This is a genomic window from Bradyrhizobium sp. UNPA324 (assembly GCF_006658635.1).
GTDB classification, from domain to species: Bacteria; Pseudomonadota; Alphaproteobacteria; order Rhizobiales; family Xanthobacteraceae; genus Bradyrhizobium; species Bradyrhizobium nanningense.
Map to the genome: position 1 here is coordinate 4,892,082 of NZ_LFJD01000004.1, position 14,486 is coordinate 4,906,567.

The 14,486-nt window shown below is 64.2% G+C and carries 16 protein-coding genes; 6 read left to right on the forward strand and 10 right to left on the reverse strand.

The genetic code is table 11. The features are described 5' to 3' along the window. Positions 1–127 precede the first annotated feature (127 nt). The 7 genes from UNPA324_RS23450 to UNPA324_RS23480 all read right to left on the reverse strand — a co-directional run bounded on the left by UNPA324_RS23450 (position 128) and on the right by UNPA324_RS23480 (position 5,266). The gene (locus tag UNPA324_RS23450; protein ID WP_128916619.1) at positions 128–334 is read right to left on the reverse strand and encodes a YodC family protein; all 207 of its coding nucleotides are present in this window, start codon (positions 332–334) and stop codon (positions 128–130) included. Between the two features lie 48 nt (positions 335–382). After that, positions 383–883, reverse strand: a complete 501-nt coding sequence (locus UNPA324_RS23455) for a GNAT family N-acetyltransferase (RefSeq protein ID WP_181769490.1) — start codon at positions 881–883, stop codon at positions 383–385. Positions 884–1,034: 151 nt separating this feature from the next. Continuing rightward, positions 1,035–2,084, reverse strand: coding sequence for a hypothetical protein (locus UNPA324_RS23460; protein WP_128916621.1), 1,050 nt, complete (start codon positions 2,082–2,084; stop codon positions 1,035–1,037). Between the two features lie 301 nt (positions 2,085–2,385). Beyond that, on the reverse strand, positions 2,386–3,129 hold the full coding sequence (locus UNPA324_RS23465) for an HAD family hydrolase (protein WP_181769674.1): 744 nt from the start codon (positions 3,127–3,129) through the stop codon (positions 2,386–2,388). Positions 3,130–3,134: 5 nt separating this feature from the next. Further along, complete coding sequence (gene hemF / locus UNPA324_RS23470) at positions 3,135–4,022, reverse strand: oxygen-dependent coproporphyrinogen oxidase (protein ID WP_128917153.1); 888 nt, start codon at positions 4,020–4,022, stop codon at positions 3,135–3,137. A 133-nt stretch (positions 4,023–4,155) separates the two neighbouring features. Continuing rightward, entirely contained in the window at positions 4,156–4,788 is a 633-nt protein-coding gene (queE, locus tag UNPA324_RS23475) for a 7-carboxy-7-deazaguanine synthase (protein ID WP_128916623.1), read from the reverse strand. Between the two features lie 19 nt (positions 4,789–4,807). Next, positions 4,808–5,266, reverse strand: a complete 459-nt coding sequence (locus tag UNPA324_RS23480; protein ID WP_128916624.1) for a tRNA (cytidine(34)-2'-O)-methyltransferase — start codon at positions 5,264–5,266, stop codon at positions 4,808–4,810. Positions 5,267–5,544: 278 nt separating this feature from the next. On the opposite strand from UNPA324_RS23480, the gene petA reads away from it, so the two are divergent. The 6 genes from petA to UNPA324_RS23510 all read left to right on the forward strand — a co-directional run bounded on the left by petA (position 5,545) and on the right by UNPA324_RS23510 (position 12,504). Beyond that, positions 5,545–6,075: a ubiquinol-cytochrome c reductase iron-sulfur subunit gene (petA, locus tag UNPA324_RS23485; protein WP_128916625.1), complete on the forward strand. Its 531-nt coding sequence runs from the start codon at positions 5,545–5,547 to the stop codon at positions 6,073–6,075. Positions 6,076–6,137: 62 nt separating this feature from the next. Then, entirely contained in the window at positions 6,138–8,210 is a 2,073-nt protein-coding gene (gene fbcH, locus UNPA324_RS23490) for a cytochrome b/c1 (RefSeq protein ID WP_141936140.1), read from the forward strand. A gap of 276 nt (positions 8,211–8,486) precedes the next feature. Then, a complete protein-coding gene (locus tag UNPA324_RS23495) occupies positions 8,487–9,161 on the forward strand; it encodes a dienelactone hydrolase family protein (protein WP_128916627.1) in 675 nt (224 codons plus the stop codon). Positions 9,162–9,264: 103 nt separating this feature from the next. Then, a complete protein-coding gene (locus tag UNPA324_RS23500; protein WP_128916628.1) occupies positions 9,265–9,552 on the forward strand; it encodes a hypothetical protein in 288 nt (95 codons plus the stop codon). A 237-nt stretch (positions 9,553–9,789) separates the two neighbouring features. Continuing rightward, a complete protein-coding gene (locus UNPA324_RS23505) occupies positions 9,790–11,955 on the forward strand; it encodes an anthranilate synthase component I (protein ID WP_141936142.1) in 2,166 nt (721 codons plus the stop codon). A gap of 9 nt (positions 11,956–11,964) precedes the next feature. After that, complete coding sequence (locus UNPA324_RS23510; RefSeq protein WP_018323310.1) at positions 11,965–12,504, forward strand: adenine phosphoribosyltransferase; 540 nt, start codon at positions 11,965–11,967, stop codon at positions 12,502–12,504. A gap of 13 nt (positions 12,505–12,517) precedes the next feature. Here UNPA324_RS23510 and UNPA324_RS23515 read toward each other — a convergent pair whose 3' ends face one another. The 3 genes from UNPA324_RS23515 to UNPA324_RS23525 all read right to left on the reverse strand — a co-directional run bounded on the left by UNPA324_RS23515 (position 12,518) and on the right by UNPA324_RS23525 (position 14,419). After that, on the reverse strand, positions 12,518–12,850 hold the full coding sequence (locus tag UNPA324_RS23515) for a GIY-YIG nuclease family protein (protein ID WP_128916630.1): 333 nt from the start codon (positions 12,848–12,850) through the stop codon (positions 12,518–12,520). A gap of 85 nt (positions 12,851–12,935) precedes the next feature. Then, positions 12,936–13,604: a P-loop NTPase family protein gene (locus UNPA324_RS23520; RefSeq protein ID WP_164935888.1), complete on the reverse strand. Its 669-nt coding sequence runs from the start codon at positions 13,602–13,604 to the stop codon at positions 12,936–12,938. Between the two features lie 62 nt (positions 13,605–13,666). Next, the gene (locus UNPA324_RS23525) at positions 13,667–14,419 is read right to left on the reverse strand and encodes a P-loop NTPase family protein (protein WP_128916632.1); all 753 of its coding nucleotides are present in this window, start codon (positions 14,417–14,419) and stop codon (positions 13,667–13,669) included. Positions 14,420–14,486 lie beyond the last annotated feature (67 nt).

Consider the following 14,486-nt stretch of genomic DNA (forward strand, 5'->3'; position numbering starts at 1 on the left):
ACGATATGATGTCGCCTTGTGGCCCGTGAACGAAGTCCGGGCGCCGTCATCGGATGTCGGCAAGTTGGGGTACACCGCACCTGGCTTACGCCTGGCCAGCCTGACCGGAATGCGGTCTCAGGCGTGCCTACTCCTCGTCCTCGTCCTCGTCGTCCTCTTCTTCCTCGTCTTCGATTTCCACGCGGTCGAGCACGGCCAGAGGCAGCGTCTCGCGGAACAGGTCGCCTTCCATGCCCATCCAGAGGCAGAGCACCTCGTCCTGCTTCACTTCCGCAACCGTCAGCGGCTGGCCGCCGGATTTCAGCATCACCACATCGCCGGCTTTCAATTCCATGGATTGTCCTTTCGAGTTTGATCGAGCGGACGCGAGGCTAGCAAGTTGTCATGACACCCGGAAAACGGGGGGAGCGGGGCCGTTCGCAGGATGGGTTGGGACGTTCGTCAGCAGTAGGAGATGCGGCACGGCCTCGGTGTCGACGGTCGCGCCCAGGTGCTCATAGAATTCCATGGCCGACGCATTGTGCTTCCAGACATCCCAGCCGAGCTTCGTCACGCCGTGATCGGAGGCCCATTCCCTTGCCTTCGTCATCAACGCTCTGCCGACGCCCTTCCTGCGCGCATCGGCATGCACCGCAATGTCGCTGATGTAGATGCCGGCCTGGGCGCTGTAGAGCTCGTGGGTCAGGATCCACGCGATCATGCCGACAACGCGATCTTCCAGCAGCGCGACGAAGAGGTGCACTGGCGCATGCTCTCGGACATAGAAGGCGAGATAGCGGTCGAGCGTCAGAGGCGGTGGCGGCTCTTCGATATGGGCCGCCAATGCGTCCGCGAGACCGCGAACGGCGACATAATCGTCCGCCTGAGCTCGCCGGATGCTCAATTGTCCACTCACGATGCCGTGCCTCCCTCGCGCCTTCCTTTGGCTTCCTGGCCTGAAAGCGCCCGCAGGGTCATCTACGGGCAGGGTCGGCGGGTTGTTACGTCGGCAGGTGGAGGAATTTGGGCGAGCTTACGGTCCCGTCCTAGGGGCGCTAGCCCGTGATCGGCTGGTTCGGCAGGCACTGATTGCTGAAATAGCCGACGGCGCCACGAACGAGCGGAACGTGGCAGACGAACCCGGTCGGGCGGTAGCGCACCCTGATCCGGTCCAGCTGTGACATGGTCAAGGTCATGAACGCGTCGAGCCGGCGGGCCTGAAGCTGCAGCCTGTGCTCGTTGCTGTCCCGCGGCTTCATGCTGTCGAGCTTGCGGTCGTTGGGTCCGTCGCCGCCGCCCAACGCCTGGGCTTGCAGCGGATTCAGCTGGTCCCGGAGCACCTCGAAGCAATGGTGCATCACCAGGACGTGGTGCTTGGCGCTCCACCAGTTGATGGTCACGACCTTCTGCAGCGGGTCGATCTCGCCGTCCGCGCGCCGGGCACAGAGATCGACATAGGATTTCAGCCCATTGGCCGTCGGGTCGTTGCAGAGTTCTTCGCTGGGGCGCTTCGCCTCGCCTCCGTTGTAGATGGCTCCCTTGAACTGCGGGAGATTGGCTTCGGCGTCGCAATCGAAATTGTACTTCGTCAGCAGCGTCGCCGTCAGGGGATCCTGGTCGAGGGTGTGCTCCGCCGCCGCATCGCGCCCGAGGTCGCTGGGCCAATCGATGTAGATCTCCGCCTTGCGTGCGAAGATGGCGCCGTTCCGCAGCAGGGCCGTGCGTGCCTTCCAATAATCCGGGAATGTCTCCAGCGCTTTCGTGTCCACGGGGATGAAGGCCGGATTGACCTGCGCCTTCAGCGAGCCGAATTGTTCGGGCAGCATGGTCTCCTGCTGGGTCTGCACTTCGGCGAAAGCGTCCGAAATCTCGAGAAAGGTTCGCGTCGCCATGTCCATGTCGGCCTTGGCTTGCTCACCTATCTTCTGCTCGTAAGAGCTTATGTACTGGAAGTATCCACCGACGAGGCCCGTCAGCAGAGTGACGGCCGTCAGGCCCTTGGTGACCGACAGACGGCTGTCCCAGACCTGGATCTTTTGCCAGACGCCCGGCGCCTCATTCGTCGGTTGCGTGCGCGCTGTCTGCTTCGGAAGGTCCTGCTCCATTGTCGCCTCCAACTCACCACGCCCCATGGTGGAGAGGCTACCGCAATCCCGGATTGCGGCTTGTGAAGCATTTCACGTCAAGTGAGGCAGGCGGGCTGCCGCAAATTGCGCTGGCCCACCTCGCCGGGCCGGCGGCTGCGGCTCAGACAAAAATCCGTCCATCGCAAATTTCGACGATGGCGTCATACCCCTGTTTTGCCCGGCGGATCAAAGGCGATTCGTAAAATCCGTAACCCCTTGATCTTGCAGGGGCCGTCTACTGTGCATGGGGTTGTTTTTCGATTTTTGTCTCATGGCCCGCTCAGGAGCGGCCCGGCACCAGCTCGGTCAGCGAGCGGATGATGCGGTCGGGCTTGACGGTCGAGCCTTCGGGCAGGCCGTCGCCATGGACGTCGATCCAGATCGAATAGATGCCGAGGCGCTGCGGCGTCACGACTTCCCATTCCAGATTGTCGCCGATCATCCAGGTGTCCGCAGGCGTGACGCCGAGCGCTTCCATCGCGTGCAGATAGGCGCGCTCCTCAGGCTTGCCGAAGCCGTGCTCGCCCTCGATCTGAATGTGGTCGAAGCGATGGGTCAGCTCGAACCGCTCGACCTTGGCGCGCTGCATCTCGGCGGCGCCATTGGTGACCAGCGCGAGCTTGACGCCGCGTGCCCTGAACGCGTCGATCGCGTCATGCGCGCCGGGGAAGACGAAGATCGCTTCCTCGCGGTAGGTGGTGAAGCGGTCGGCGATGCGATCGGCGAGATCGTCGGGCAGGGCGCGATGGCCCTCTGCGGCGAGCGCGGCAAAGCCGCCGCGCACCGTGAGCCGCCGCGCTTCGCCGAGCTTCATCCGCCAGATCGGCTCCGCGGTCGACCAGAACTGCCGCGCATAGGCGAGCACTGCGGTCGCGACCTGCGGCGGCGGCAGCGGCGCAAGCTCCTCGGCAAACTCGTTCGCGATCGTGTTCCAGGCGATCTCGGGCCGGCCATAGGCCGACAGGATGGTGTCGTCCATGTCGATCAGCATGGCGCGGGGGAGCGGCTTCAGGGCGGGCTTCATCGTCGTCACGGCCACTTCACCTCCGGCGGCATCGACGACAGGATCGAATCGACATTGCCGCCGGTCTTGAGCCCGAAGATGGTGCCGCGGTCATAGAGCAGGTTGAACTCGACATAGCGGCCGCGTCGGATCAATTGCTCCTCGCGGTCGGCGGTGGTCCAGGCGCTGGCGAAATTGCGCCTGACGATCTCGGGGTAGATCTTCAGGAAGGCGCGGCCGACGTCCTTGGTGAAGGCGAGGTCGGCCTCCCAGTCGCCGCTGTCGTGCCAGTCGTAGAAGATGCCGCCGATGCCGCGCGCCTCCTTGCGGTGGGGCAGGTAGAAATACTCGTCGCACCATTTCTTGTACTTGTCGTAATCGGCAACGCCGCTGTTCTGCGCGCAGGCCACTTTCATCGCGGCGTGGAAGGCGATGGTGTCGGCATCGTCCTGCGTGCGCCGCCGGTCGAGCACCGGCGTCAGATCGGCGCCGCCGCCGAACCAGGCTTTGGTGGTGACGACGAAGCGGGTGTTCATGTGCACGGCGGGCACGTTCGGATTGCGCATATGCGCGATCAGCGAGATGCCCGAGGCCCAGAATTTCGGGTCGTCCGCCGCGCCGGGAATCTGGGCGCGAAATTCGGGCGCGAACTCGCCGTGCACGGTCGAGCAGTGCACGCCGACCTTCTCGAACAGCCGGCCATGCATCATTGACATCACCCCGCCGCCGCCGGGCGCGCCGGTATGGTCGGCACGCTGCCAGGGCGTGCGCTTGAAGCGGCCGGCTTCGCCCGGATAGAGACTTTGCGGGGCGTCGTCCTCGAGCCGCTCGAAGCTCGCGCAGATATCGTCGCGCAAGGCTTCGAACCAGGTGCGGGCGTGGGTCTTGCGGTCTTCGATCGTCGACATGTCCATCTTCATTCCCGGTCGCTTACCACGCGGAGTGTGCCGTAGGATGGGCAAAGGCGCCCTTGCGCCGTGCCCACGTCTTTTATCGTCATCCTGAATGGTGGGCACGCTTCGCTTTGCCCACCCTACAAAACTGTCCCTATCTGATGCCGAGCGACTTATGTGTCTGCACGCTGAGCCGCCATTGCGGATGGCGCAGGCAATAGTCGATTGCGCGCGCGGTGTTCTCGATCACCTCGGGTCCGTCCATCGGCTGCAGCGAGAAGCGCTCGAAGGCGAGGTTCTCGAAGGTTTCAGGCGCGGCGAGGGCCTGCGGATAGACCAGCTTGAGTTCATGCCCCTGGCGCAGCACCAGCTCGCTGCCGCCCTTGGGGCTGACGCAGATCCAGTCGAGGCCATCAGGCGCGGCAATGGTGCCGTTGGTCTCGACGCCGATCTCGAAGCCGCGGGCGTGGAGAGCGTCGATCAGCGCGGTGTCGACCTGAAGCAGGGGCTCGCCGCCGGTGAGCACCACATAGCGGTTGGCTTCGGTGCCGCGCCATTGCGCGGCGATGGTGTCGGCGAGCTCGGCGGCCGAGCCGTAGCGGCCGCCGAGGGTGCCGTCGGTCCCGACGAAGTCCGTGTCGCAGAACTTGCAAGTGGCCTCAAGGCGGTCCGCCTCGCGCCCGCTCCAGAGGTTGCAGCCGGCAAAGCGGCAGAACACGGAGGCGCGCCCGGCATGGGCGCCTTCGCCTTGCAGGGTCAGGAAGATTTCCTTGACCGCGTAACTCAATCGTCTCTCCTTTAAACCTTCAAACTTGCGGGTTCCGGATCTGTCGCAGTGCCTCGCCTGCGGCCATGGCCGCGGTCATGGCGACATTGAGCGACCGCAGCCCCGCTTTGATCGGGATCACCAGCCGCGCATCCGCGGCCTCGACCACCGCGTCGGTGACGCCGGCGCTCTCGCGCCCGAATAGCAGGATGTCCGACGTCTGGTAACGGAAATCGCGATAGTCGGTGGCGGCCTTGGTGGTGAACAGCAGCAGGCGGTAGCCATGCCCGGCGCGCCACTCCTCGAATTTCAGCCAGGAATCGTGCCTGACGATGCTGACATGGCCGAGGTAGTCCATTCCCGCCCGGCGGAACGCGCGGTCGGAGACCGGGAACCCCGCCGGTTCGATGATATGGGCGTCGAGTCCGAGGCAGGCACAGAGCCTGAGAATCGTGCCGGTGTTCTGAGGGATGTCGGGCTGGAAAAGCGCTATCTGCATCGGGGGTGGCGGCTTGGTTGTGGAGCGGAAATGTCTCAATAAAACATCGCCTGCCCGGGAATTCGTGCTTGGCACGCTCCCGCGCCGATAGCGGGCTTGCGCTCGCCCGGCAAGGGTGCCAATAGAACGATTCTGGACTGCTGTTTCGCCTGTTTAGAGGTGAATAAGCGAAGTTCTGCCGCCGCGGGGGGCCGCGGGCGCCGGCAGCCTTTCCGGGGACCTCATGGGCGCCCTCTGGAGCGGTTCCACCGGTTGCGCAAGAAGAAAGGGTTGGAATCGTGACGACAGCGTCTTCGGCGGACCATCCGACACGCCGTGATTTCTTATTCGTTGCAACCGGGGCAGCTGCAGCAGTAGGGAGCGCGGCCGCGCTCTGGCCCTTCATCTCCCAAATGAATCCTGACGCCTCGACCATCGCCGCCGGTGCGCCGATCGAGGTCGATCTCAGCCCGGTCGCCGAAGGCCAGGACATCAAGGTGTTCTGGCGCGGCAAGCCGATCTACATCAGCCACCGCACCAAGAAGCAGATCGACGAGGCGCGCGGCGTCAACGTCGCGAGCCTGCCCGATCCGGAGACCGACGAGGCCCGGGTCAAGTCGGGCCACGACCAGTGGCTGGTCGTGATCGGCATCTGCACCCATCTCGGCTGCATCCCGATCGCCCATGAAGGCAATTACGACGGGTTCTTCTGCCCCTGCCATGGTTCGCAATACGATTCGTCCGGCCGCATCCGCCAGGGGCCCGCGCCCGCGAACCTGCCGGTGCCGCCGTATCAGTTCGTTTCCGACACCAAAATCCAGATCGGCTGAGCTTTGGGCCTTCGTCCGAAGCTTCGCGCCGTCTCGTCGTACTATTTCCTCAGGATCGCATCATGAGCGGACCATCCGACTACCAGCCGAGCAATCCGGCCCTGCAATGGATCGAGCGGCGCCTGCCGATCTTCGGCCTCATGCACTCCTCGTTCGTCGCCTATCCCACCCCGCGTAACCTGAACTATTGGTGGACCTTCGGCGCCATCCTCTCCTTCATGCTGGGGATTCAGATCCTGACCGGCGTGATCCTGGCGATGCACTATACGCCGCATGCCGATCTCGCCTTCAAGTCGGTCGAGCTGATCGTCCGCGACGTGAACTACGGCTGGCTGCTGCGCAACATGCACGCGGTCGGCGCGTCGATGTTCTTCGTCGCCGTCTATGTCCATATGTTCCGCGGCCTTTATTACGGGTCGTACAAGGAGCCGCGCGAGGTGCTGTGGATCCTCGGCGTCATCATCTACCTCCTGATGATGGCCACGGGCTTCATGGGCTACGTGCTCCCCTGGGGGCAGATGAGCTTCTGGGGCGCCACCGTCATCACCAACCTGTTCTCCGCCATTCCCTATTTCGGCGAGAGCATCGTGACGCTGCTGTGGGGCGGCTATTCGGTCGGCAACCCGACGCTGAACCGCTTCTTCTCGCTGCATTACCTGCTGCCGTTCCTGATCGCGGGCGTCGTGGTGCTCCACGTCTGGGCGCTGCACGTCGCCGGCCAGAACAATCCTGACGGCGTCGAGCCGAAGTCGGAAAAGGACACGGTCCCGTTCACGCCGCATGCCACCATCAAGGACATGTTCGGCGTGGCCTGCTTCATGCTGCTCTACGCCTGGTTCATCTTCTACATGCCGAACTATCTCGGCGACGCCGACAACTACATTCCGGCGAATCCGGGCGTGACGCCGCCGCACATCGTGCCGGAATGGTATTACCTGCCGTTCTACGCGATCCTGCGCTCGATCCCGAACAAGCTCGCGGGCGTCATCGCGATGTTCGGCGCGATCATCATCCTGTGCTTCCTGCCCTGGCTGGACGCAGCGAAGACGAAGTCGTCGAAATATCGCCCGCTGGCCAAGCAATTCTTCTGGATCTTCGTCGTGGTCTGCATCCTGCTCGGCTATCTCGGCGCGCAGCCGCCGGAAGGCATCTACGTCGTTGCCGGCCGGGTCCTGACGGTGTGCTACTTCGCCTACTTCCTGATCGTGCTGCCGCTGCTCTCGCGGATCGAGAAGCCGCGGCCGGTGCCGAACTCGATTTCGGATGCGGTGCTGGCCAAGACCGGCAGCCGATCGACGCCGATGGTATCGACCGCGATCGTCCTGGCGCTCGCCGGTTCGTTGTTCGCAGGCTCCGTCGACAGTGCGAAGGCGTCTGAGGGCAGCGACCAGCCGCCCGGCAATAAATGGTCGTTCTCGGGCCCTTTCGGTAAGTTCGACCGCGGTGCGCTGCAGCGCGGCCTGAAGGTCTACAAGGAGGTCTGCGCCAGCTGCCACGGACTGTCGTATGTCGCCTTCCGCAACCTCGCCGAGCCCGGTGGGCCCGGCTATTCCGTGGCGCAGGCGGCAGCCTTCGCCTCCGAATACAAGCTCAAGGACGGCCCGAACGATGCGGGCGACATGTTCGAGCGTGCGGGGCGACCGGCGGATTATTTCCCGTCGCCGTTCCCGAACGAGCAGGCCGCTCGTGCGGCGAACGGCGGCGCTGCGCCGCCGGACCTCTCCCTGATCACCAAGGCGCGTTCCTATAAGCGCGGCTTCCCCTGGTTCGTCTTCGACTTCTTCAGCCAGTACCAGGAGCAGGGCCCGGACTACGTCTCGGCGGTGCTGCAGGGTTTTGACGATCACGTCCCCGAGGGCGTCACCATTCCGGAGGGCTCATACTACAACAAGTACTTCCCGGGCCATGCCATCAAGATGCCGAAGCCGCTCAGCGATGGCCAGGTGACCTATGACGACGGCTCGCCGGCCACCGTCGCGCAATATGCCAAGGACGTCACCACGTTCCTGATGTGGACCGCCGAGCCGCACATGGAAGCGCGCAAGCGCCTCGGCTTCCAGGTGTTCGTGTTCCTGATCCTATTCGCGGGCCTGATGTACTTCACCAAGAAGAAGGTCTGGGCCGACTCGCATTGAGCGGCGATGGACGAGACCAAATGAAAAAGCCCCCGCAAAGGGGCTTTTTTGTTGGCCGTGTCCCGGACGCGCGAAGCGCGAGCCGGGACCCGGAATGCCGATAGCTGCCCCAGATCAGCAACGCATCACGTCGCACTGGACGATGCTCCGCATCGCCAGGGGCGCGCTGCATTGCATCCGGGGCACGAGAGTTTGTTTGCGCGGTGATTGCGTCATCCGCTCGCACCGGCCAAAATGCCCGTCAACCGCTCCCCCAGAAACTCATCGGAGGACATCATGGGAACCGCCATCACCTTCAAGCGCCCGGATGGCAAGGACGCCTCGGGCTATCTCGCCAATGCCGCGCGAGGCAACGCGCCGGGCGTGGTCGTGATCCAGGAATGGTGGGGATTGTCGGATCAGATCAAGGGCCTGTGCGACCGCTTTGCGCTGGCCGGCTTCGATGCGCTGGCGCCCGATCTCTACAAGGGCAAGGTGGTGCCGTATCACGACACGGACAGCGCCAACAAGGAGATGAATTCGCTCGACTTCATGGACGCCACCACGCAGACGGTGCGCGGCGCCACGCAATATCTGTCGCGCAACGGCGCCAAGGTCGGTCTGACCGGATTCTGCCTCGGTGGGGCCGTGACCATCATCGGCGCGACCAAGATTCCGGAGCTCGCGGCCGGCGTCGTGTTCTACGGCATCCCGCCGGAGCAGGCGGCCAAGCCTGCCGACGTCAAGATCCCGCTCCAGGCCCATTTCGCCAACAAGGACGATTGGTGCACGCCGGAGCTGGTCAACGGCTTCGAAAAGGCCATGAAGGCGGCCGGCAAGTCGCTGGAGCTTTTCCGCTATGACGCCGAGCACGCCTTTGTCAACGAGCAGCGCCAGGCCGTGCACGACCGCGAGGCCGCCGAGCTGGCCTGGGGCCGGGCGACCGAGTTTTTCCGCAGGCATTTGGGGTAGGAGGCCCTAAGGTCTTCCGGTGAGAGCGACTTTCCGTCTCGATGTAGACCAACTACACTGGATCCGTTCCGCTATATTGCCGCAGTGGAGCGGAGCTAGAGTCATGGCCGAGCCAGACACGCATGATGATGTCGCTAAGGTGGCAAGCCACACCTTGGCGTTTCTGCGTTCGCTCGACAGGAAGATGGACTTGGTTCTGGAAACTCAGGCCCGCCATACCGAGCGTTTGGGACGTCTGGAGCGCGACGTCGCGGAAGTTCGCCGGGACCTGACCGAGATCAAGAGCGACATCGCGCTTCCTGAGAACAAGACGCTGACTGCCACAAACGGAAATTCTTTCGCTGCTGCATCGCATCGAGCAATCGGCGGTGCCCGCGATCGATCAGTTTGAAGACGTGCCCCCCCAGCCGGTAGCCCAGGTAGCGCCCTTGACGCCGCCCCCGCGCCGTGGTGTTAGTTCCCCCATGAGCACCGCCGTCCGCCCAGCCCGTCTTTGGTGGCGCACCTCCTAACGAGGTGGCCGGTGCGATTTTCCTTTCCCAAATCGTCTGAGGTCGCCAACGCAGTGCGGCGGCCTGATCGTTTGTCCTGTGTGGCGTTCCCTCGGCAAGTTTCGTAAGAGGACGACATGAACAGGACAGTCTTTGCCCTCCCGGCCAGAAGCGACTATGTGACCCGCGCGGGGCTTGCGATCACGCGCGTGGCTGAGCAGTTTACCGGCGGCGCGAGCCGGCTCGACGACCTGATCAATCTGCTCGACCGCCGCCGCGGCGTGGTGCTGTCATCGGGCACGACCGTTCCCGGTCGTTACGAGAGTTTTGACCTCGGCTTCTCCGATCCGCCGCTCAAGCTCGAGACTACGGGCGTCAATTTCAAGCTCGAAGCGCTCAACGCGCGAGGAGAGGTGCTGATCGCCTTCCTCGGCGACGTCCTGCGCGAGCCCTGCGTCGTGATCTCCGAGAAGACGCCCGTGCGCCTTGCCGGCCACATCGTCCGCGGCGATGCGCCGGTCGATGAGGACCAGCGCACGCGGCGCGCCAGCGTGATGTCGCTGGTGCGCGACATCATCGCCGCCTTCTCCGCCAATGACGACGGGCTGCTCGGCCTGTGCGGCGCCTTCGCCTACGACCTCGTGTTCCAGATCGAGGATCTCGAGCAGAAGCGCGCGCGCGAGCAGGACCAGCGCGACATCGTGCTCTATGTGCCCGATCGCCTGCTGGCCTATGACCGCGCCACCGGCCGCGGCGTCGTGCTCGCTTACGATTTCGCCTGGAATGGCAAATCCACCGCAGGCCTGCCGCGCGAGACCGCCGAGAGCCCGTACCTGAAGACGCCGCGCCAGGGCTTTGCCGATCACGCGCCCGGCGAATATCAGGCCACCGTGGAGACGGCGCGCGCCGCCTTCGCGCGTGGCGATCTCTTTGAAGCCGTGCCGGGACAGCTGTTCGCCGAGCCCTGCGACCGCTCGCCGGCCGAAGTCTTCCAGCGCCTCTGCGTCATCAACCCCTCGCCCTACGGCGCGCTGATGAATCTGGGAGAGGGAGAGTTTCTCGTCTCCGCCTCGCCGGAAATGTTCGTGCGCTCCGACGGACGTCGCGTCGAGACCTGCCCGATCTCGGGCACCATCGCGCGCGGCACCGATGCGATCGGCGATGCCGAGCAGATCCGCCAATTGCTGAACTCGGAGAAGGACGAGTTCGAGCTCAACATGTGCACCGACGTCGATCGCAACGACAAGGCGCGCGTCTGCGTCCCCGGCACCATCAAGGTGCTGGCGCGCCGGCAGATCGAGACTTATTCGAAGCTGTTTCACACCGTCGATCATGTCGAGGGCATGCTGCGCCCCGGCTTCGACGCGCTCGATGCGTTCCTCACCCACGCCTGGGCCGTGACCGTCACCGGCGCGCCAAAACTCTGGGCGATGCAGTTCGTCGAGGATCACGAGCGCTCGCCGCGGCGCTGGTATGCCGGCGCGATCGGTGCGGTGAACTTCGACGGCAGCATCAATACCGGCCTCACCATCCGCACCATCCGCATGAAGGACGGCCTCGCCGAAGTGCGCGTCGGCGCCACCTGCCTGTTTGATTCCGATCCGGCCGCAGAAGACCGCGAGTGCCAGGTCAAGGCCGCCGCACTGTTCCAGGCGCTGCGTGGCGATCCGCCGAAGCCGCTGTCGACCTTCGCACCGGATGCGACCGGTTCAGGTAAGCGGGTGCTGCTGATCGACCACGACGACAGCTTCGTGCACATGCTGGCCGATTACTTCCGTCAGGTCGGCGCGGAGGTCACCGTGGTCCGTTATGTGCATGCGCTCGACATGCTCAAGCAGAAGACATGGGATTTGCTGGTGCTGTCGCCCGGTCCCGGACGTCCCGAGGATTTCGGGATCAAGACAACGATCGACGCGGCGCTTGAGAGGAAGCTGCCGGTGTTCGGCGTCTGCCTCGGCGTGCAGGCGATCGGCGAATATTTCGGCGGCGAGCTCGGGCAGCTCACCCATCCCGCCCACGGCCGGCCCTCGCGGGTGCAGGTGCGCGGCGGGCGCCTGATGCGCAATCTGCCGAACGAGATCATCATCGGCCGCTATCACTCGCTGTATGTCGAACGCGACAGCATGCCGGAGGTGCTGTCCGTCACCGCCAGCACCGAGGACGGCGTCGCCATGGCGCTGGAACACAAGACCCTGCCGGTCGCCGGCGTGCAATTCCATCCGGAATCGCTGATGTCGCTCGGCAATGAGGTGGGGCTACGTATTGTTGAAAACGCGTTCCGGCTGGATGCGCGTGTCGATTGAGAGGCACCAATGACCTTTGACCATGACATCAAGGCGAGCGTCCGCACCATCCCCGACTATCCCAAGCCGGGGATCATGTTCCGCGACATCACGACCTTGCTCGCGGATGCGCGGGCCTTCCGCCGCGCGGTCGACGAACTCGTCAATCCCTGGGCCGGCAACAAGATCGACAAAGTCGCGGGCATGGAGGCGAGGGGGTTCATCATCGGCGGGGCGGTGGCGCATCAACTCTCGGCCGGCTTCGTGCCGATCCGGAAAAAAGGCAAGCTGCCGCACACCACGGTGCGCATCGCTTATTCGCTCGAATACGGCATCGATGAGATGGAGATGCATGTCGACGCGATCCAGCCCGGCGAGCGTGTGATCCTGGTCGACGACCTCATCGCCACCGGCGGCACCGCGGAAGGCGCGGTGAAGCTGCTGCGCCAGATCGGCGCAAACGTCGTCGCTGCCTGCTTCATCATCGACCTGCCCGAGCTCGGCGGCGCCGCCAAGCTGCGCGCCATGGACGTGCCGGTGCGCACGCTGATGACGTTCGAAGGGCACTGAGCCGCCGCAGCGGTCAAATCAGCTCGGCCTTCAGTTCGGCCCGCCAATGCAGCAGGCGCTCCTTCAGGAGCGCGTTCCTGACATAGGCGCTCTCCTCGTCGTCCAGACGCTCGCATTCGCCAAACGTCAGGCCGGCCTCGCCATGCGCGGTCCAGGCGGCCTGGAGGCCGCGGCAGGGGTGGCTGCCCTGGCGCAGCGAGAACCAGATGCGGTTCTGAATCGTCTCCAGATTGGGCGCCTGGCCGACCCAGGCCTCGCCCGAGGCCGCGCAGCGCACGACGAAAACGCCCGCAATGGTCCTGCGCTCCTTGTAGGCGGCGATCGCTGCCTTCCGGTCGATGCTCATGGGGGCGGGCCTTGTTGAGGACGTTGATGCGCAACCCGAGTAGCGGCAGGCCTGCCTTCTGTCAATATTACCCGGGTAAAATAATTCAGGACCGTTGCAGGATCAGGCTGAGCTCAAGCTCGCGGAAAGCGAGGTAATTCCGCCGGGTCCATTGGTGCAGCTCGGTTGAGGCGTCCTTCTCCTGGCGCAGATAGCCGGTGAAGGAGAAGTTCAGCCGATCGATATAGGTCTTGAGGAAGCCGGGCAGCGCGGGCAGGCGCAACAGCCGGCCGCCGGCCATCGCGGCCGGCAGCTCGCCGCGCACCACATATTCGTTGTCGACCGTGATCAGGTTCATGCGCGGGATCTGCCCGCGCAGCATCTCATGGGCACGGGTCGAGGCGCGGTCGGTGTCGGCAACGAACAGGATCTGGGGCGCGACATGGCGGCGTGCTGCTTCCTTCAACAGGCCGATCTCGTCGGTCATCTTGAAGAACTCGTCGAAGGCGTGGAAGCCGAGGTCGATCACCTTGGCAATTCCGTCATCGACGATGACGCGGTCCATCAGCTGCATCTTGCCGTAGGTGTCGATCACGTCGGCGGTCTCGGTGACCCCAGGCAGATAGTCGAGCAGCGACGGCTCCTTCAGATTGACGTCGAAGGCCGCGACATTCCCGTTCTTGAGCAGCAGGAATTCGGCGAGCAGCCGCGCCAGCAGGGTCTTGCCGACCTGCGGGCGGGGCGAGCAGATGATGTAAACGGGCGTCGCGGGCATCACGAACTATTATCTGAGCGAAGTCACCGCCCAATCCAGCCGTATCCGCCCGGGGTCCGCAACTATTTTTCGCTGTTGCGGGTGGCGGGCTTCGAACCGACGATGTCGGTCAGGCGGATGCGGTCGAATTCGCTCCAGACGTTGGCAAGCCAGTGCCGGACATAGCCGCGCAACACGAAGGAATAGTTCGCGGCCTCGTCGTTGATGCCCTTGTTCGCGACGAATTTCAGGAACGGGACGGACGACACCTCGACCTGCTCGTAGGCCATTTCGTTGAGCTTGGGAATGGTCAGCTCGGTCGCGTCCTTGATGCGGTGGAAATAGGAATTATAGGTCGCCTGGTCCCACTGGAAGAACTGGGTGTCGTTGATGAAGTTCTTCACCAGGAAATATTTTGCGCCGGTCATGAAGCCCGCCGTCTCGGCGATCTCCTCCAGCGAGGCGATCGACGGTCCCAGGATGTGGAACACGGCAAACGTGATCTGGCCAGCCTTGGCGGCGTCGAGGAAGCCGATGTCGCGCAGCGAGGCGAGGGCCGGCGAGAGCAGGCCGGCGCGGACGTCGATCACCGTCACCGACGGGCTCACCGCGTTGAGTGTGTCGAAGATCTTCATCTGATCCGACGTCGTCGTCATGTCGACGATCTCGGTGATGTCGGGGTGGAAGCGTTTCAGGGTTCCGCGCGGCGACTCCGTGTCGAAGGCGCGCGTCGGCACGTTGTTGGCTGAGAAATAATCGAGCAAGGTGCGCGACACCGTGGTCTTGCCGACCCCGCCCTTGTCCGCGCCCACCACAACCACTGCCGGCTTTGCCATTGCTGTCCCCTAACGCGCGCCCCCGATCGCGAGGTCGCAATCGGCCGGGCCCCAAATCGATGTCCCA